Source organism: Dyadobacter sp. UC 10 (assembly GCF_008369915.1).
In the GTDB taxonomy this organism is placed as follows: Bacteria; Bacteroidota; Bacteroidia; order Cytophagales; family Spirosomataceae; genus Dyadobacter.
In genome coordinates this window covers 5817009-5835296 of record NZ_VSRN01000001.1, presented here as the reverse complement: position 1 = coordinate 5835296, position 18288 = coordinate 5817009, and the positions used below count along the sequence as shown (strand labels likewise).

Genomic DNA, 18288 nt, shown 5'->3' with positions numbered 1-18288 from the left:
GTGCTTGAGCCGGCAATCGTAAAAGAAAAAAGTCATTTCAGTTTCCCGAAATGACTTCCTTGCATTCATTTAGATTAGGTTTGTTATGTGTTATTTTTTAATGTGCGCAGTGAACTTGCCATAATCCACAGTTTGGTCCGCGTAGATTACATAAGACCTTACATACAATTCGTTTATGGCACTTTCGGCAATCTGAAGATTTACTCCACGAATCAAATCTTTGACAGGAGGCGATGTTTGAGCGTTAGTAGCCCTTTTATGATCAGCAACGGTTGGCATCGGATTAATGGCCTGGGTAACGGCTGTGTTATATGAATAAACCAACCCATACTCTACAATATTCTTATTCCCCAAATTTTTAAAAACATAACCCGTGTTGTAGGGCATGTTGATATTAGGAGTTCCAAACACTTCCAGTACTGCCCGCCCGCCCAGGTCGGGATTAAACTCCATTGTATTTCCATAAACTACTTCCCCGCTGCCAAGCATCGCAAAAGCACGGTAATATATCGCATAGAAACCCTCGGGCGCAGCCGCTTCCGAGTGACTAAGCTCCCCCAAACCCGGGTCTCCTAAAAAATCTTGTTTGATAAAATTAATCGTGGGAATCTTAGTAGAATTTATATTCAGATCAAAGAATCCTACTGAATAAACAATGCCGTAGGACGCTATCTGAACATTTCCCAGATTCTCAAAAGCCATTTTGAAGTGCAGCTTTCCTGTTCCGGAAACCTGCATGGGACGGGTGGACACAACCGGCAATATTTCCGGTGTTTCAGGAACCACGTGGTCCTCACATGAAAAACTGAATAGAAACAGCATCGACAATAATGCTGCAAATTGAAGAGAAATCCGTCTCATAACATTAGCCATTTAATTGATAATGTTGCAAGTATAAATGGCTAGCATATTTTACAAGTCCGACTTCACCTTCCGGACTATTCTAAGGCTTCCGTTCAATTATTAAACGGCTCCTCTGTTAAGCGGTCACATCCCGTTGCAAAATGTCAGGGTCTTTTCGAGGTCAGGCTGCATTTCAAGATTAATATCATTTTCTTTCAGAAACCGGTCGATCTCGCTTTTTCGAGTCGGAAAAATCTTCAGAAGGTTGCTGCGGTTTGCGACGTAAAACCGGGCGTTTTTGTCTACCAGAAAGTAAACCTCCCTCCTTTTCATCGTGACCTTTTCATTGGGTTGCAGGTACCTGAACTCCCCTTTGTTGTTCATAAATGAAGAATAGCTGGAAATGGCAGAAGTACTCGAATACTGGCCGTAGGAAGCATATTTTTCATGTCCCATTTGAACCAGGAATTCCTTTTTGCCCAACTTCACAAGGCCGTAATCGCCTGAAATAAGTATATGCCCGTGGCCCGGGTAGTAATAGTAGAGGTTTTGACCAACGTATACACGGTCGATGAAATCGTTATCGGCGAGCAGGAGTGTATCCCTGAGTCGGTCAATGAACATGACTTCACCGTGCAGAAGGCTATAATTCATTTTCGCCTTCGATGTCCGTCCGTTCCGAAAATGCACCTGGCCATCGGTAAATGCAGGATATTGAAACCTGCCTTCGAAGGGAATTACCTCATTGACATTCCGGGACGAACTTACCTGGTAGATGTCGTCGCTTTTCTGAGCAATCGAAACCGTTGAAAGCAATGCTATCAGCAAACAAAACAGAAATGTTTTCATGAGCCTGTTGCCAAAAAATTGTATATAAATTTTCCATTCTAAATTTAGACAAATCAATTAAGTATATCCTCATTCTTCCCAGGTTTCTATCAAAGAGCCCTCTTCTGTTTTCACCGAGCCTGCAATTGCCGCATTGATCTCTGCCATTTCTTCGCCGGTCAGGTCCCGCCATTTTCCCACAGGCAAATTCCTTAATGTTACATTCATAATTCGCACTCTCTTCAATTTGATGACCTGATATCCCAAAAATTCGCACATTCTCCGAATTTGCCGGTTCAGGCCCTGGGTGAGTACGATTGTAAATACGTGCGTGCTGTCTTTGTGCACCAAACATTTTCGCGTGACCGTTCCCAATACAGGAACTCCGGAACCCATTTTTCGAACAAATTCTTCGGTCACCGGCTTGTTGACAGTCACCACATATTCTTTTTCATGATTATTGCCGGCACGCAGTATCTTATTCACGATATCGCCGTCGCTTGTCAGAAATATCAATCCTTCCGATGGCTTGTCCAGTCTTCCGATCGGGAAAATCCGCTCTTTATGCCGGATGTAGTCGATGATATTGCCTTTTACATTGCGTTCGGTAGTACACGTAATTCCGACGGGCTTGTTGAATGCAATGTAAACTGCGGGCTTTTTAGATTTCAAAGGTTTACCGTCCACCCGCACGTCGTCTTCCGAAGAAGCTTTATCTCCTAGTACTGCTTGTTTTCCGTTCAGGGTAACCCTACCCTGCTCCACCAGCTTGTCGGCTTCACGCCTGGAACAAAAACCTGTCTCACTGATGAACTTATTGATTCGTATTGATTCCAAAGTCAGTTGTTTTGAGGCAAAAAATATTTCCTTCTACGACGCAAATATCTGTGAATTGGAAAAATTATCCGGCACCGGACAAAGATTTGGTGTATTTGCCACTTTACCTGTCAACGCTAAAATTATTCATTATATAAGACAGATCAATTCCTGAACTATGAGAAATCGTTTGCTGCTGACACAATTTTTACTTTGGATAGCGATCATAAGCGTTCACGCACAACCTGTCCGCAGGCCCGTGGAGGTAATCGTAAGCACCGACCATGAGGACTGGATATACAAAACCGGCGAAAAGGTTCAATTCTCAGTACAGGTCCTGAGAAATGGTTATCCGGTAAAAAATGCCCAGCTGCGCTATGAAATCGGCCTGGAAAAGATGGAACCGACGATGAAGGAAAGTAAAACGGCTGCTGATGGAAGGTTGACGATCGACGGCGGCACCTTGAAAACGCCTGGTTTTCTGCGGTGCATTGTTTGGGCAAATGTAGATGGAAGTGAATTTCGCGGCCTCGCCACTGCTGCGTTCGATCCGGAGAAAATACAGCCTACTGTTTCCAATCCCGAAGATTTTGACGCTTTCTGGGCAAATGCAAAAAAAGAGCTCGCCACCGTTCCGATGGATGCAAAAATGACCCTGATCCCCGAGCGATGCACAGAAAAAACGAATGTATATCACCTGAGCTTACAGAATACCCGGCCTGGCGTGCGCGTTTACGGCATTTTGAGTATCCCAAAGAAAGATGGTAAATACCCGGCGCTACTGCGCGTCCCGGGCGCGGGTGTCCGCGCGTACTACGGCGATGCGGTTACTGCTGACAAAGATATCATTACACTCGAAATCGGTATTCACGGCATTCCGGTTACTATGGACCCGTCGGTTTACCTGGACATGGGACAAGGCGTTTTGAATGGATATCCGGCTTATAATCTGGATGATAAGGACAAATTTTACTATAAAAGAGTCTACCTCGGCTGCGTACGCGCAAATGATTTTCTGGTAAGCCTGCCGCAGTTTGATGGTAGTAATCTGGCAGTGACCGGCGGGAGTCAGGGCGGCGCTCTGTCTATTATAACAGCTGGCCTGGACCCTCGGGTAAAATGGCTGGGCGCATTTTATCCCGCATTGAGCGATGTAACGGGTTACCTCCACGGGCGCGCCGGCGGCTGGCCTCATTATTTCGATAAAAATGGTGTCAAAACAAATAATACAAAGGAAAAGCTGGCCACTGTGGGTTATTATGATGTGGTAAATTTTGCACGGAGAGTAAAGGTGCCCGGATTGTACATCTGGGGTTTTAACGATGAAACCTGCCCTCCTACTTCCATGTATTCTGCATATAACGTCACTACTGCCCCAAAAGAACTTAAACTATATCAGGATACCGGCCACTGGACTTACCAGGACGAAAAAGACGCGATGAATAACTGGCTGATCCGAAAGTTGAAAGGGAAGTGAGGGGAGCTAGTGATTGGGTGATGGGGTGATGGGGTCAATGAGTCATTGGGTCATTGGGGCATTGGGGCATTGGGGCATTGGGTCATTGGGTCATTGGGTCATTGGGTCATTGGGTCATTGGGTCATTGGGTCATTGGGTTATTGGGTCATTGGGTCATTGGGTCATTGGGTCATTGGGTCATTGGGTCATTGGGTCATTGGGTCATTGGGTCATTGGGTTAGGAAGTCTTGAATAGAGGAAGAAGTTTCAAAAAAAGCCTAATAATTGATGACACCTAATGACCACTAATGACAATAAGACTACTAATGACTATAAATGACCACTATTGACCACCAATGACCATTATTGACCACTACTAACAATCCCAGAACGCCGTACCTGACGATTAGAACTAAAAATGACATTTAAAAATATGGATCGTAGAACCTTTATTGAAAAATCCGCGCTTGCAGGTGCTGCATTTTCTTCGCTTCCGCTTTTGACCGCACTTAAAAGAGCAGCGCCTTACAAAACTGCGCTTATCGGTGCTGGCTGGTGGGGTACCAATATCCTGCGCTGTGCTATTCAGGCTGGCGAGTCGAAACTGGTGGCGATTTGTGACGTGGATCAGAATCAACTGAAAACCTGTGCGGAAGTATTTTCCAAACTTACGCCTGATAAGCCAAAGCTCTATGGTGACTATCGGGAAATGCTTTTGAAAGAGAAACCCGAAATCGTGATCGTAGCCACGCCTGATCACTGGCATGCGCTTTGTTGCATCGCGGCTATCGAATCGGGCGCGCATGTTTATGTAGAAAAACCGATTTCGCATACGATCAGGGAAGGACGCGCGATGGTGAATGCCACGCGTAAACACGGGAAAATCGTGCAGGTAGGCACACACAGGAGGGTTTCGCCACATAATGTATCGGGAATGGAATTCCTGAAATCCGGCAAAGCAGGCAAAGTTGGAATGGCACGCGCTTTTGTACATTACGGCGGCGGACCAGGCCAGAAGACGCCCGATCAGGAACCACCGCAAGGTCTCGACTGGGATTTCTATTGCGGACCGGCGCCGCTGGTGCCTTACAACAAGACGATCACTCCAAGAGGTTTTCGTAATTATTTGAATTTCGCAAACGGAACATTAGGAGACTGGGGCATTCACTGGTTGGATCAGGTACTGTGGTGGTCGGAGCAGAAATATCCGAAAAAGATTTATTCAACAGGCGGCCGCGCGATCCGGCAGGACAGCACCGACGCACCGGACCATCAGGTAGCGGTTTACGATTTTGACGGATTTACGCTGGAATGGGAACACCGGACTTTCGCCGGCAACAATGCGGAGAAAACGCATCCTCAACAGGCGGTAGGCGTTTATTTTTACGGAACCGAAGGTACATTCCACATGGGCTGGCTCGACGGCTGGACATTCTACCCAACAAACCCGAATAAGCCGATCATTCACGAGGACGCAAAGCTGAACAAGCCGGACGACCAGAACATTCAGGAATTGTGGGCCAACTTTTTAGATTCCATTAAAACCAACAAGCCTCCGGTTTGTGAAATTGAAATTGGTCAGCGCTCCACAAATGTGGCCCTGCTCGGAATGCTTTCTTATAAATTAGGAAGAAGCATTATCTGGGATGGAGAGAAAGAAGTAATCGAAGGAGATGCAGAAGCGAATAAGTTGCTCAGCCGCGATTACAGGGGGGAATGGAAGTATCCTAAGGGGTGACGGGGGTGTCATTGGTGGTCATTAGTTGTCATTTGTGGTCATTTGTTGTTATTCCATGTGAAGCAACAAATGACTATAATGACAACAAATGACTATTAATGACATCAAATGACCAACTCTTACTACGATGACCAAAGCTACCATCACTTTCAATCAGTGGTGTCAGTCAATCTTAACCACTTCTGCCGGAATATTGTACTGGTCGATAATTTCGCGGGTGAAGCGGACGTGACCGCGTGGGGCCATCAGGTATAACTTGGCTCCCTTCATTCCTGCAAGCTCGCTCAGCAGCTTCCACTTTGAGATACTTCCGCGAAGCTGATCCGTTTTCATGGAGACTTCCAGATAGTGCCGGTTAAACATGTTGACTCCCGTAACGTCAGGCGTAAACTTGGCATTATCTGCTGCCCTTTCGTAAGACTTCGGGGTTTCGTATCCTTCCATGTTTGCCTGGATATCCTTAAACCCGTGGGCCTTTGCCCACTTTACCACTTGTGGTATGAATAACTCCTTTTCCATAATGCTGTGCATGATAAATGTTTTTCCGTGCTAAAAAAACAAGGAAAAAATTTTTAAAAAATCGGGCTAAATTGTGATGAGGAAGATTTATAAATGCCGAAAGATAGCTGGCAAAATATAGAACTATGTACGAATATACGGATTTTTAGGGCTCTGATCCAAATTTCCCCGGAAATAAAGTTAGTCATCCAGTTCATCCAGAAAGTTATTATAAGCTCTCAACAGCTCAGAAAGCGCTTTCGCGTTGCCTTGAATTCGCGCTAATTCCACACCCTTCTGATAAAACTCCTCCGCTTTCTCGGGCTCCTCCGCCTCAGCAAAAAACGCACCGGCATGGTAATAGGTTGGGAGATAGCCGGGATGCTCTGTCAGGAGAATATTGAAATAATGTGATGCCTTCGAACGATCCGTTTTAGCGTACTCGATCGCGAGTGCATATATATTGAAAGGATCGTGCGGATCCTCTTCATAAAAAGCCAGTACATTGGGAAGTAAGGTGCCGCTCATTGCCTGATATTATGCTTGCATACTGTTTTGATTTCTTTTAATTTGCCCGCCAATGCTTTTATCACAAACTTACTACAGGTAACCAAATACTCATGAAAATTCTCGTTTGTATTACGAATGTACCCGATACGACTTCCAAAATAACATTCACCGATAGCGATACCAGGCTTAACAAAAATGGTGTGCAGTTTATCATTGGCCCTTACGATGATTACGCACTCGCCCGCGCAGTAGAGCTTAAGGAACAAACCGGAGGCTCATTAACCGTATTGCACGTAGGAGAAGCGGATGCCGAGCCGCAGATCCGCAAAGCCCTCGCAATCGGCGCAGATGATGCGGTACGTGTCAATGCGGAACCGCTGGATTCTTACTTTACCGCGGTGCAGATCGCCCATATTGCCAAACAGGAAAGCTATGATCTCATATTGATGGGCAGGGAGTCTATCGATTATAACAGCGGCGTTGTGCATGGACTTGTAGGTGAAATGCTGGGAATAGGCTCGTACTCCCCGGTCATGAAACTGGATATCTCCGGAAATAAGGTCACGATTGCCCGCGAAATTGAAAGTGGCAAAGAGATTTTAACGGCTTCCCTGCCCCTGGTTTTAGGCTGTCAGGAACCGATTGCCGACTGGAAAATCCCGAATATGCGCGGTATTATGACCGCCAGGACCAAGCCTTTGAAAGTCGTAGAACCTGTTTCCGTTGATGAAATGACGGTCCCTCAAAGCTATGCACAGCCGGCTCCCAAGGGTGCATGCAAAATGATCCCGGCCAGTGAAGCAAGTACGCTGATCCGCCTGCTGCAGACTGAAGCTAAAATCCTTTAATCTTCATCAAACCATTGACCTTTAAGCACAGAAATCATGTCAGTATTAATTTATATAGAACTGGACAACGGTTCAATCAAAAAAACATCCCTCGAAACCGTAGCCTACGGCGCAAAAGTGGCAGCCCAAACTGGCGGAAAAGCGATTGTACTTGCTATTGGAAAAGCTGATAGTGGCGAACTAGAAAAAGCAGGCGACTTCGGAGCCGAAAAAGTTTTGCACGCTTCGGATGAAAAACTCGCCCACGAAAACAGCATGGCTTATGCAGATTTGCTGGTCCAGGCTGCCGAAACGACCCAGAGCAAAATAATCGTCTTGCCGAAATCCGGTCTGGGTGATGCGATGGCGGCACGTGCCGCAGCGAAACTGAAAGCGGGGATCGTGTCCGGCGTGACTGCCTTGCCTGAAACCCAGGGTAGTTTTAACGTTACAAGAAGCATTTTTACCGGAAAGGCCTTCGCAACTGTGGAAATCAAGTCCGACATTAAAATCCTCGTAGTAAAAAAGAACGCGATAGAACTGGATGAATCTTCCGTAGGAACCGTCAAAGCGACGGTTGAAATCTTCACTCCTTCTTTGAGAGATACTGATTTTGAAGCGACTGTTGTGGAAGTTGAAAAAGCCAGTGGCGAGGTATCGCTAACCGAAGCGGACATCATCGTATCAGGCGGTCGCGGCATGAAAGGCCCCGAAAACTGGCAGCCACTCCTGGATCTCGCGAATGCATTAGGCGCAGCAACCGGCTGCTCCAAGCCCGTCTCAGACCTGGACTGGCGACCACATCACGAACATATTGGTCAAACCGGCATTAAGGTGGCCCCCAACCTCTATATTGCCTGCGGAATTTCCGGGGCGATCCAACATTTGGCCGGCGTGAACGGTTCCAAATGCATTGTTGTGATCAACAAAGATCCCGAGGCGCCTTTTTTCAAGGCAGCAGATTATGGCATCGTAGGTGACGTTTTTGAGATTTTACCGAAACTGACGGAAGCTGTGAAGGCGATTAAATAGCACTTTTGCCGGTTTTTTCGACAAAATGAATATTTGCTGAAATAAAACATTCAAGATAACCTTAGGAATCAGACCATTATCGGCTGATATTTTCGGCTAACCAGTCCGGAACCCGTTCTTAACCCGTGCCTGATTTTTTTATGCAGCACGGGTTATTTATTTTTGCATGAATTTTCCGCCCAGACGTAATTCACCACAACTGTTAACCATACTTGCGCATTAGTTTCAACGTGAAAAAAATCAAGTTAGAAATCCTGGGTCTTTCACCGAGCCAATCACAGGCCGGCTCCTTCGCTCTGGTACTCGGAGAGGAATTGGGCAACCGACGTTTGCCTATCATTATCGGAGTATTCGAAGCCCAGGCCATTGCCGTGCAGATAGAAAATATCGTCCCGAACCGTCCGATGACACACGATTTGTTCAAGTCTTTTGCCGACGGGATGAATTATACCTTGAAAGAAATCGTCATTTCTGACCTCAAAGAAGGTATTTTTTACGCCAAAATAGTCTGCACCGACGGTCTGAGAGAGGTTGAAATTGACGCTAGGCCTTCTGATGCAATCGCAATAGGGCTTCGTTTCGATATACCTACTTTTACTTATGAAGCCATTTTGTCAGAAGCCGGAATCGTGTCCAGCTCTTTATCCGATGAAGAAGATGAGGATGAAGACGCCATTAAGGAAACTGTGAAGGCGTCAGGCTCAAAAGATGTCATCCGCGACCTGCCGTTTGACGAACTTCAACGAATGCTGGACGAGGCTCTTTCAAAGGAAGATTATGAAAAAGCTGCTAAAATTCGTGATGAAATGGGCAGAAGAAACTGATTTTCCCGCCGCAGTAAGTTAAAAATAGTTAAGCGGACGCCGGGATGAGCCCCTTTTGAATTATAAATCCTTACTTTTGCCACCGTCCGTTTCTGTTAGATACCATCTAAAAAAGCGAAATCCAGAGCAGCTATGCCTAAAAAAAAGAAGATTGGAAGTTACCCGAATGCGATGATCGTGATGAGCCTCACGGCTGCTCTTTTCCTGATCGGTTTTTGCGGACTTCTCGTTATCCAATCTAAAAAACTGGTTTCCATCATCCGTCAGAACATTGAAGTCCGCATTTTCCTCGACAAAGAACTGACGAAAGCTGGCGAAGACTCGATTTTAAATGTCGTTAAGATCAGACCTTTCGTGCTCAACTCCGCCGACGTCAAACCGATCATTTTTGTCTCCAAAGAAGAAGCTGCGAAGGAATTTATTGAAGGCACGAAGGAGGATTTTGCGACATTCCTCGGTGAAAACCCGCTCAGGAATAGTTACCGTGTCAAAATTCACGAGGACTATTTTGAAGAAGCGAAACTGTCGCAGATCAAGCGTGATCTTGAAAAAATTCCCGGCGTATATGAGGTAGTGTACCAAGAAGATCTGGCAGATAACATTAACCGTAATGTTACCAAAATATACATTGTGCTGGCCAGCTTTGCATTGGTCATGCTGATTATCATTGTGTTGCTCGTCAATAACACCATCAAGCTCGCCATTTATTCGCAGCGTTTTCTGATCCGCAGTATGCAGCTTGTGGGCGCTACCAATGGTTTTATACAGCGCCCCTATGTGATGCGCGGGGCCATACAAGGATTAGTAGGCGGCATTTTGGCTGGTATTATGCTCATCGCTTTGCAGCAGCTTGCTGTCCGCAACGTGGAAGGACTGGCCATGTTACAGGAATATGACAAAATCGTCATCCTCGTGGCGATAGTACTTTCTCTGGGCGTATTAATCGGGGTATCAAGCACTTACCAATCACTTGCGCGGTACCTTCGTATGGCCCTGGACGATTTATATTGATATTCATTTTTAGACAAACGATACAATGATGAACAGCAAAAAAAGTGAACTGCCTTTCGCGTCTTCCAACTATGTGATGATGCTCACAGGCATCGCCGTCATTCTAGCCGGCTTTCTGATCATGAGTTTTGACGCTGAGGAATTTGGTTTCGGTTTTTTGGGATTGACACTAGGCCCTATCGTCACGATCATCGGCTTTATACTCGAGTTCTGGGCGATCCTACGTAAACCATCTGATTCATGAGTATTTGGCAGGCCATTATTTTAGCTATTGTTGAAGGAATAACTGAATTTCTGCCCGTTTCTTCCACCGGGCACATGATCATCGCCTCCTCGTTTATGGGGATCAGCCACCTGGAATTCACCAAAATGTTTACGGTCAATATCCAGTTCGGCGCAATTTTATCCGTTCTGGTGCTCTACTGGAAACGTTTTTTTCAAACTACCGACTTTTATTTCAAGCTGCTCGTGGCATTCCTCCCGGCGGCTGTGATCGGATTTCTCCTGAATGACTTTATTGACGCACTGTTGGAGAATGTTGTTGTCGTTGCAGTTTCACTACTGGTAGGTGGTATCATTCTGATATTCATTGACAGAATAGCAAATGATACGCGGGAGAAGCCAATTACTTTCGGGACTGCTTTGAAAATCGGTTTTTTTCAATGCATTGCGATGATTCCGGGCGTTTCACGTTCTGCATCTACCATTATCGGCGGTATGTTACAGGGCTTGTCAAGGAAACAAGCTGCTGAGTTCTCTTTCTTTCTTGCAGTACCAACCATGGCGGCGGCAGGAGGTTATAAACTTTTGAAAACCTACGATACGATTAAAGCGGAAGATATTCAGACACTATTAATCGGTAATCTGGTGGCTTTTGTCGTGGCAATGCTTGCGATTAAATTCTTTATCAGCTTTTTGACGAAATACGGTTTTAAGATCTTCGGGTACTACCGGATTATTCTCGGGCTGATATTGCTTGGGCTGATCGCTTCAGGGTACAAGCTCGACGTGGTTTAAGCCGCGCTCCTCACTATCTTAAAAAGAAATCTGCTTTGCAAATTGACACCAATACACCAGACGACGGGGAAGTAATCCTGATAAATAAACCTTTGACCTGGACTTCCTTTGACGTTGCCAACAAATTAAAAAGAGCCTATAAATTCAAAAAAATAGGTCACGCCGGCACGCTCGACCCGCTTGCGACGGGATTGCTTATTTTGTGTACGGGAAAAAAAACAAAGCAGATCGATACCTACCAGGCGCAGGAAAAAGAATATACCGGCACCTTTGTCATGGGCAAAACGACCCCTTCCGTTGATCTCGAAACCGAGTTCGATGCCGAATACCCCACAGACCATATCACGCCCGAAATACTTGAAGATGCCCGCGCAAAGCTCACAGGGCATATTGAACAGGTTCCTCCGATTTATTCCGCTGTGCGCGTAGACGGGGAGCGGCTTTACAAAAAAGCGAGGCGCGGAGAAGTTGCAGAAATCAAAAAACGCAATGTAGAGGTATCGCTGTTCGAAATAGATACCACCCTTTTCCCTTCCGTCAATTTTAGGATCATTTGTTCAAAAGGTACCTATATTCGTAGCATGGTTCGTGATTTCGGTGAACTGGCCGGAAGCGGCGCCTACCTGAGTGCATTGTGCAGAACAAGAATAGGCGCATTCGAACTAAAAGATGCATGGGATCTGACCGATTTCATTCATCAAAAACGAATTGCTTTGAAGTTAGAAGTGGACGAATGAAAATCTATCATAGCCTCGATTCCTTTTCCAAACTGGAATATGGCGTAGTCACAAGTGGCACCTTCGACGGTGTGCACCTCGGACATCAAAAAATACTTTCAAGATTGCTGGAAATCAGCCGGCAATCGGGTGGAGAATCGGTTGTACTCACCTTTTGGCCACATCCCAGGACAGTGGTATCGGAAGACAGTCAGGGACTTCAGCTACTATCTACGATTGACGAAAAGATCGAACTTTTTGCGCAACTTGGCATTCACCATTTAGCGATCGTCCCATTTACCCGCGCTTTCTCAGAATTGTCTTCCGATGAGTTTATTCAGCAAATCCTCGTAGGCAAGATCGGGACAAAAAAGCTGGTAATCGGATACGATCATCGGTTTGGGAGAAACCGGGAAGGTAGTTTTGAATTTCTTCAAAAGAACTGCTCAACTTACGGGTTCGAGGTCGAAGAAATCCCTCGTGAAGACATTGAGGATATGGCCATCAGTTCCTCCCGCATCCGTAAAGCATTGGTCACAGGGCACATTGACGAAGCAAACGGGCTGCTGGGGCGATCCTATACACTGTCCGGCACGGTCGTCAAAGGAAAGCAGCTGGGACGAACTATCGGATTCCCTACTGCCAACCTTTTTCTCCACGAATCATACAAGCTGGTTCCGATGAACGGTGTCTACATCATTTACGCAAACCATCAGGGAACCAGGTATGAAGGCATGCTGAACATCGGCGTACGTCCGACGGTGGACGGTACAATGCGAACGATTGAAGCCCATTTGTTTGGGTTTGATAAAGAAATATACGGTGAAGACCTGACGCTGGAATTACTGCATTACCTGCGGCCGGAGCAGAAATTCGACGGGCTGGATATGCTTGTGAAACAAATCCGGATAGATCGGGAAAGCGCGGTCTCATACTTTGCCAGATAGCTAAAATCCATAATATTAAAAGTAAAGCGTGTCGCAAGGCACGCTTTTATTGTTTTCAGCGAAAACGAAAACCCTATTTTATGAAGCAGTACGACGCAATTGTAATAGGCTCCGGCCAGGCAGGAACTCCCCTATCCAAAAAACTGGCTGAATCGGGTTTAAAAACGGCCATCATAGAGAAACGATTCGCGGGCGGCACCTGTGTAAACGATGGCTGCTCCCCTACCAAAGCAATGATTGCCTCCGCGAAAGCAGCCTGGGTAGCACGCAACAGCAGTAAGCTGGGGATTTCTGCGGCTCATGTCCAAATCGACTTCAAAAAGATCCGCGGGCGGAAAGATGAGATTGTAAAAAGCATGCGGACAAATCTGGAAAAAGGATTTAGGGAGACGGACAATCTGGAAGTGATATATGGGGAAGCGCGTTTTTCGGGAGAAAAGAAAATTATGGTGTCCCTGAAGAACGGGGGAAGCGAAGAGATCAGTGCAGATCTGATCTTTATCAATACCGGCCTGAGTCCCGTAATCCCTGATATTCCCGGCGTAGACGATATCGATTATCTGACTTCTACGAGCATGTTGGATATGGAAGAAGTACCTGAACATTTACTGATCCTGGGCAGCGGTTATATTGGTTTGGAGTTCGGTCAGATGTTTAGCCGGTTTGGCTCAAAAGTAACGATCATCGAACCTTCCGAGCGGATTATGAAGCATGAGGACGAAGATGTCGCGACTGAAATCACCGCCATTTTGGGCGAGGAAAATATCGAGATCCTCACAAACTCGGAGGTAACTGCATTCACAAAAAGCAGACAGAAAATTATCGCAAAAATCAAAAAACACGATCAGGAGCATTCCTGCGAATATTCTCATGTATTAATTGCAACAGGAAGAAAACCTAACACTGATAAACTAAACCTGGAAGCTACCGGCGTGGCAATGGATGATAAAGGATTCATTACTGTAAATAACTCGCTTGAAACTTCCGCAAAGGGAATTTATGCATTGGGTGATGTCAAAGGCGGCCTCGCATTCACGCACATCTCTTATGACGATTACAGAGTCGTATCTGCCAATGTGATTGATAAAAAGAAACTTACAATCAGCGGCCGGCAGCAGCCATACTGTATGTTCATCGACCCGCAGCTGGGACGTATTGGTATGACTGAACAGGAAGCGATTGAAAAAGGGTTGGAGATTGATGTTTATATGATCAGGAACGATAGTGTCGCACGCTCCATCGAAACCGGCGACACGCGTGGAATGATGAAAGCGGTTGTTGAAAAAAAGACCGGAAAGCTACTCGGTGCGGCGGTATTGGCCGAGCAAGGCGGCGAAGTAGTAACGATTCTGGAACTGGCGATAATGGGCGATGTCACGTTCGAAAAGCTGCGCGACGGCATATTTGCACACCCAACCTATGCCGAGTCTTTGAACAACCTGTTCATGTCGAAACCGCAATAAAACGCCTGTTAACTGGTAAAAGCGTCCATTTTTTCGCTTCTTGACTAATTGCAATTCTAATATTTTCGCGAGAGACTGTTTAAAAAATATGATCCGGGCCAGCCACATCAGCAAGAATTATGGAGCAATTGAGGCGGTCAGAGATATTTCGTTTGAGGTAAAAGAAGGAGAAACACTCATACTTCTTGGTACCAGCGGCTGCGGGAAAACGACCACGCTGAAAATGATCAACCGCCTCATTGAAGCCAGCTCCGGCAAAATCGAAATCGATGACAGAAATGTTTTTGAGCAAGACCTGCAAACGCTAAGGCGGACAATAGGATACGTTTCCCAAAACAACGGGCTTTTTCCCCACTTCACTGTCCGGGAAAATATTGGTATCGTACCCAAATTGCTGAAATGGGAGAAATCAGCTACTTCCCGCCATACCGACAGATTGCTGGAACAACTTAAGCTTCCTGTCGGGGAATTCGCAGGTAAATTCCCCGACGAACTCAGCGGCGGCCAGAAACAGCGCGTAGCAATAGCCCGGGCTTTAATCGCAGATCCGCCTGTACTACTGATGGACGAACCTTTCGGTGCGCTGGACCCTGTTACCAGAACCAATCTGAGACAGGAATTTCAAAATTTGCCAGAACTGAAAAGCAAAACGATTGTACTGGTCACGCACGATGTGCAGGAAGCATTTGAGCTGGGAGACCAGATATGCATCATGGATAAAGGTCAAATTATCCAATCGGGAAGTGCCGGCGACCTGCTTTTTAACCCCGTTAACAAATTTGTCAGCACATTCTTTGATCACCAGCGCCTTTTGCTCGAACTGAACGCTATCACATTCAGGGACATCTGGATGACTTTACCGAAAACCTGTATTGCAGGCCAGGCGGCGATTTCAGCAGATGAAAGCCTTTGGAAAGGAATGCAGGTAATGATCGAATCAGGGCTGGAAGAGCTGGTTGTTGCGGACGCAGAAGATGCCAGAATCGCAAGACAGTCAGCTATCTTTCAAGCAGTTAACCTACAACACGCCGCCAGATGACCGAACAGCAGAGTCTATTGGAGTTTGTGTCACAGCAATCCGACAAGTTGTTAAGCCAAACGATCGCGCACATTGGCCTGACTTTCGTTTCACTACTGGTTGCCGTATTGACAGGACTTCCGCTCGGCATTTGGATAGCGCGGAAAGAAAAACTCGCGTGGGTTGTACTTGGGATTGCGGGAATTTTACAAACAATTCCGAGCATCGCTTTGCTGGGCTTTTTAATCCCCGTTTTGGGGATAGGTCCTCTTCCGGCGATCACAGCCCTATTTCTTTATGCACTGCTTCCGATTATCCGCAACACCTATACAGGCATTCGCAACGTAGATTCAGCCGTAACAGAATCTGCGCGGGCACTCGGGATGAACCGCTGGCAGATACTGACAGCCGTTGAACTACCACTTGCATTGCCGGTGATACTGGCCGGGGTCCGGACAGCCGCTGTGATCAATGTAGGTGTGGCTACCCTGGCGGCATACATTGCCGCAGGCGGGCTGGGCGAATTTATTTTTGGCGGTATCGCATTGAACAATACCAATATGATACTGGCGGGCGCGATTCCTGCTGCGCTGCTGGCGATTGTGATTGATCTGCTGCTTTCATTAGTCCAAAAAATAAACCTGCAAAAGGCACGGCTGGTATTAGCAGTCTTGCCGCTCCTGATCGTCACATTGTCAGGTTTTTATCTGATTCCTTTCGCTGACGTCAGGCTCCTGGGCGGATTTACACCAGAATTTATGGGGAGAGAGGATGGGTATCTTGGCTTAAAATCGAAATATAAACTGGACATTCCGACAGTGGTGATCAGCGATGCCGTCATGTACAAAGCTGCGTTTGAAAAAAAACTGGATGTAATCAGCGGATACAGTACCGACGGGCGGTTGAAAGCATACGATCTGGTGACGCTTGAAGACGATCAGCATATTTTCCCTCCATACTATGCCTCACCACTGGTCCGCAGGGAAATACTTGAAAAGTACCCCGAGCTCCAACCTGCGCTCGACCAGCTTGCGGGAACGATCACCGACTCCATTATGACGGAACTGAATTATCGGGTCGATTACCTGAAAGAAACGCCGGAAAAAGTGGCTGCTGATTTTTTACGTTCAAAAGGACTTTACAAAAAGCCACGCAATGGAAATAAGGGTGAAATAAGGCTGGGATCGAAGATTTTCGCGGAGCAATATATCCTGATCAGCATCTACAAAATGTTGATTGAAGGAAACACGGAGCTGAAAACTGTGAGCCGCACCGGCCTGGGTGGAACAAAAATCTGCTTTGATGCATTGGCTAATAATGAAATTGATATGTACCCCGAATATACCGGCACCGCTTTGCTGGTGATACTCAAACCCTCCCGCAGGGATATTGGGGAGGTAAGCGGCGACCGGGAGAAGGCATTTGCATTTGTACAAAAGGAATTCGAAAAGCAATATCAAATGCAGTGGCTCAAACCGATCGGCTTCAATAATGCCTATGCACTGATGATGCGAAGGGAGCAGGCACAATCATTGCATATTAATACGATTACCGACTTAACAAATTATCTGGCTAATGACCAACCACCGCATTAGGGACGATTATCAAAGTGTGAGAAAATACAGTGAAGAACTGTGCGCCCCGCTTGAAACAGAAGATTATGTACCACAGCCTGTTCCATTTGTAAGTCCTCCAAAGTGGCACCTCGCACATTCCACATGGTTTTTCGAGACGTTCATTCTCAAACAATTCAAAGCCGGCTACCGGGAATACGATCCCGAGTTCAACTACCTTTTTAACAGCTATTACAACAACATCGGCGACCGCACACTCCGCACAGACAGGGGAAATGTGACCCGACCGACCATCAAAGCCGTTTATGCTTACCGCCAGCATGTCGATCGCTGCATGGAGGAGCTGCTTGAAACGGAAACCGACGACAACACTTTGTCACTGATCCGCCTCGGTCTGCACCACGAGCAGCAGCACCAGGAGTTGCTGGTAACCGATATCAAATACATTCTCGGCCACAACCCACTCTTTCCAGTTTACAGGGAAGGACACAACCTGCTTGCGGGAAAAAATACTGAAACCGGCTTTCTGAAAGCCAGCGAAGGCATTTACGATATCGGTTTTACAGGGAATGATTTCTGTTTTGACAATGAATTGGGACGGCATAAGGTATTCCTTCATGATTTCGAGATCAGCAAATCGCTGGTTACCAATGCCGAATACCTGGAATTCATGAATGCCGGTGGTTATTCGGATTTCAACCTTTGGCTGGATGAAGGATGGTCGTGGCTAAATGAGAACAACATTCAGTCACCCATGTACTGGCACCATATCCAGGGCGAATGGTATTACTATACGCTGGCCGGCTTGCAAAAGGTGGATCCGGACGCAATCATGGGCCACGTCAGCTTTTATGAAGCCGCCGCCTTTGCGCAGTGGAAACAAATGCGGCTGCCGACTGAATTTGAATGGGAAATTGCTTCCGTCAATCTGGACTGGGGCCAGCGCTGGGAATGGACAAACAGTGCGTACCTGCCTTACCCGGGCTTTTCCAAGGCGCCCGGCGCGGTGGGCGAGTACAACGGAAAGTTTATGGTGAACCAAATGGTATTGCGTGGCGCCTCTGTGGCAACCTCCCCAAATCACGCCAGAAGAACTTACCGAAATTTTTTTCACGCCCATGAACGCTGGCAATACACGGGTATCAGGTTAGTAAAATAATAGTTTAAAG

19 protein-coding genes are annotated in these 18288 nt (G+C 46.5%); 14 read left to right on the top strand and 5 right to left on the bottom strand.

The window, feature by feature from the left end:
- Positions 1–90 precede the first annotated feature (90 nt).
- The 3 genes from FXO21_RS24215 to rluF all read right to left on the bottom strand — a co-directional run bounded on the left by FXO21_RS24215 (position 91) and on the right by rluF (position 2508).
- Positions 91–861 carry a hypothetical protein gene (locus tag FXO21_RS24215; protein WP_149642496.1) on the bottom strand — a complete coding sequence of 257 codons (771 nt, stop codon included), beginning with the start codon at positions 859–861 and terminating at the stop codon, positions 91–93.
- Positions 862–987: 126 nt separating this feature from the next.
- On the bottom strand, positions 988–1692 hold the full coding sequence (locus FXO21_RS24210) for a hypothetical protein (protein WP_149642495.1): 705 nt from the start codon (positions 1690–1692) through the stop codon (positions 988–990).
- Positions 1693–1761: 69 nt separating this feature from the next.
- Positions 1762–2508 carry a 23S rRNA pseudouridine(2604) synthase RluF gene (gene rluF / locus FXO21_RS24205; protein WP_149642494.1) on the bottom strand — a complete coding sequence of 249 codons (747 nt, stop codon included), beginning with the start codon at positions 2506–2508 and terminating at the stop codon, positions 1762–1764.
- A 157-nt stretch (positions 2509–2665) separates the two neighbouring features.
- On the opposite strand from rluF, the gene FXO21_RS24200 reads away from it, so the two are divergent.
- On the top strand, positions 2666–3964 hold the full coding sequence (locus FXO21_RS24200; protein WP_149642493.1) for an acetylxylan esterase: 1299 nt from the start codon (positions 2666–2668) through the stop codon (positions 3962–3964).
- Between the two features lie 413 nt (positions 3965–4377).
- The gene (locus FXO21_RS24190; RefSeq protein ID WP_149642491.1) at positions 4378–5682 is read left to right on the top strand and encodes a Gfo/Idh/MocA family protein; all 1305 of its coding nucleotides are present in this window, start codon (positions 4378–4380) and stop codon (positions 5680–5682) included.
- A gap of 162 nt (positions 5683–5844) precedes the next feature.
- On the opposite strand, the gene FXO21_RS24185 is transcribed toward FXO21_RS24190, so the two are convergent.
- Both FXO21_RS24185 and FXO21_RS24180 read right to left on the bottom strand, forming a co-directional pair.
- The gene (locus FXO21_RS24185) at positions 5845–6201 is read right to left on the bottom strand and encodes a hypothetical protein (RefSeq protein WP_149642490.1); all 357 of its coding nucleotides are present in this window, start codon (positions 6199–6201) and stop codon (positions 5845–5847) included.
- 180 nt (positions 6202–6381) lie between these two features.
- Complete coding sequence (locus FXO21_RS24180) at positions 6382–6708, bottom strand: tetratricopeptide repeat protein (protein WP_149642489.1); 327 nt, start codon at positions 6706–6708, stop codon at positions 6382–6384.
- A 92-nt stretch (positions 6709–6800) separates the two neighbouring features.
- Between FXO21_RS24180 and FXO21_RS24175 the strand changes: the two genes are divergently transcribed.
- The 12 genes from FXO21_RS24175 to egtB all read left to right on the top strand — a co-directional run bounded on the left by FXO21_RS24175 (position 6801) and on the right by egtB (position 18278).
- Positions 6801–7538: an electron transfer flavoprotein subunit beta/FixA family protein gene (locus tag FXO21_RS24175; RefSeq protein ID WP_149642488.1), complete on the top strand. Its 738-nt coding sequence runs from the start codon at positions 6801–6803 to the stop codon at positions 7536–7538.
- Positions 7539–7574: 36 nt separating this feature from the next.
- Positions 7575–8549, top strand: a complete 975-nt coding sequence (locus FXO21_RS24170; RefSeq protein WP_149642487.1) for an electron transfer flavoprotein subunit alpha/FixB family protein — start codon at positions 7575–7577, stop codon at positions 8547–8549.
- Between the two features lie 230 nt (positions 8550–8779).
- Entirely contained in the window at positions 8780–9373 is a 594-nt protein-coding gene (locus FXO21_RS24165; RefSeq protein WP_149642486.1) for a bifunctional nuclease family protein, read from the top strand.
- Positions 9374–9505: 132 nt separating this feature from the next.
- Positions 9506–10384 carry a cell division protein FtsX gene (locus tag FXO21_RS24160; RefSeq protein ID WP_149642485.1) on the top strand — a complete coding sequence of 293 codons (879 nt, stop codon included), beginning with the start codon at positions 9506–9508 and terminating at the stop codon, positions 10382–10384.
- 25 nt (positions 10385–10409) lie between these two features.
- On the top strand, positions 10410–10628 hold the full coding sequence (locus FXO21_RS24155; RefSeq protein ID WP_225865842.1) for a DUF3098 domain-containing protein: 219 nt from the start codon (positions 10410–10412) through the stop codon (positions 10626–10628).
- A complete protein-coding gene (locus tag FXO21_RS24150; protein ID WP_149642484.1) occupies positions 10625–11401 on the top strand; it encodes an undecaprenyl-diphosphate phosphatase in 777 nt (258 codons plus the stop codon). Before FXO21_RS24155 ends, FXO21_RS24150 begins: the two co-directional genes overlap by 4 nt.
- 35 nt (positions 11402–11436) lie before the next feature.
- Positions 11437–12138: a tRNA pseudouridine(55) synthase TruB gene (truB, locus tag FXO21_RS24145; protein WP_149642483.1), complete on the top strand. Its 702-nt coding sequence runs from the start codon at positions 11437–11439 to the stop codon at positions 12136–12138.
- A complete protein-coding gene (locus tag FXO21_RS24140; protein ID WP_149642482.1) occupies positions 12135–13064 on the top strand; it encodes a bifunctional riboflavin kinase/FAD synthetase in 930 nt (309 codons plus the stop codon). Before truB ends, FXO21_RS24140 begins: the two co-directional genes overlap by 4 nt.
- 80 nt (positions 13065–13144) lie before the next feature.
- Entirely contained in the window at positions 13145–14527 is a 1383-nt protein-coding gene (locus FXO21_RS24135; RefSeq protein WP_149642481.1) for a mercuric reductase, read from the top strand.
- 88 nt (positions 14528–14615) lie between these two features.
- Entirely contained in the window at positions 14616–15566 is a 951-nt protein-coding gene (locus FXO21_RS24130) for an ABC transporter ATP-binding protein (protein ID WP_149642480.1), read from the top strand.
- Complete coding sequence (locus FXO21_RS24125; protein ID WP_149642479.1) at positions 15563–17140, top strand: ABC transporter permease/substrate-binding protein; 1578 nt, start codon at positions 15563–15565, stop codon at positions 17138–17140. The genes FXO21_RS24130 and FXO21_RS24125 overlap by 4 nt, the downstream gene beginning before the upstream one ends.
- Positions 17121–18278 (top strand): ergothioneine biosynthesis protein EgtB, encoded by a 1158-nt coding sequence (gene egtB, locus FXO21_RS24120; RefSeq protein WP_149642478.1) that lies wholly within the window; start codon positions 17121–17123, stop codon positions 18276–18278. Before FXO21_RS24125 ends, egtB begins: the two co-directional genes overlap by 20 nt.
- Positions 18279–18288: the final 10 nt, after the last annotated feature.

Bases quoted from the DNA above. Each gene is read 5' to 3' on its own strand.
- FXO21_RS24215 (WP_149642496.1), bottom strand. From the start codon at position 861: ATGAGACGGATTTCTCTTCAATTTGCAGCATTATTGTCGATGCTGTTT.
- FXO21_RS24210 (WP_149642495.1), bottom strand. From the start codon at position 1,692: ATGAAAACATTTCTGTTTTGTTTGCTGATAGCATTGCTTTCAACGGTT.
- FXO21_RS24200 (WP_149642493.1), top strand. From the start codon at position 2,666: ATGAGAAATCGTTTGCTGCTGACACAATTTTTACTTTGGATAGCGATC.
- FXO21_RS24190 (WP_149642491.1), top strand. From the start codon at position 4,378: ATGGATCGTAGAACCTTTATTGAAAAATCCGCGCTTGCAGGTGCTGCA.
- FXO21_RS24185 (WP_149642490.1), bottom strand. From the start codon at position 6,201: ATGGAAAAGGAGTTATTCATACCACAAGTGGTAAAGTGGGCAAAGGCC.
- FXO21_RS24180 (WP_149642489.1), bottom strand. From the start codon at position 6,708: ATGAGCGGCACCTTACTTCCCAATGTACTGGCTTTTTATGAAGAGGAT.
- FXO21_RS24175 (WP_149642488.1), top strand. From the start codon at position 6,801: ATGAAAATTCTCGTTTGTATTACGAATGTACCCGATACGACTTCCAAA.
- FXO21_RS24170 (WP_149642487.1), top strand. From the start codon at position 7,575: ATGTCAGTATTAATTTATATAGAACTGGACAACGGTTCAATCAAAAAA.
- FXO21_RS24160 (WP_149642485.1), top strand. From the start codon at position 9,506: ATGCCTAAAAAAAAGAAGATTGGAAGTTACCCGAATGCGATGATCGTG.
- FXO21_RS24155 (WP_225865842.1), top strand. From the start codon at position 10,410: ATGATGAACAGCAAAAAAAGTGAACTGCCTTTCGCGTCTTCCAACTAT.
- FXO21_RS24150 (WP_149642484.1), top strand. From the start codon at position 10,625: ATGAGTATTTGGCAGGCCATTATTTTAGCTATTGTTGAAGGAATAACT.
- FXO21_RS24140 (WP_149642482.1), top strand. From the start codon at position 12,135: ATGAAAATCTATCATAGCCTCGATTCCTTTTCCAAACTGGAATATGGC.
- FXO21_RS24135 (WP_149642481.1), top strand. From the start codon at position 13,145: ATGAAGCAGTACGACGCAATTGTAATAGGCTCCGGCCAGGCAGGAACT.
- FXO21_RS24130 (WP_149642480.1), top strand. From the start codon at position 14,616: ATGATCCGGGCCAGCCACATCAGCAAGAATTATGGAGCAATTGAGGCG.
- FXO21_RS24125 (WP_149642479.1), top strand. From the start codon at position 15,563: ATGACCGAACAGCAGAGTCTATTGGAGTTTGTGTCACAGCAATCCGAC.
- egtB (WP_149642478.1), top strand. From the start codon at position 17,121: ATGACCAACCACCGCATTAGGGACGATTATCAAAGTGTGAGAAAATAC.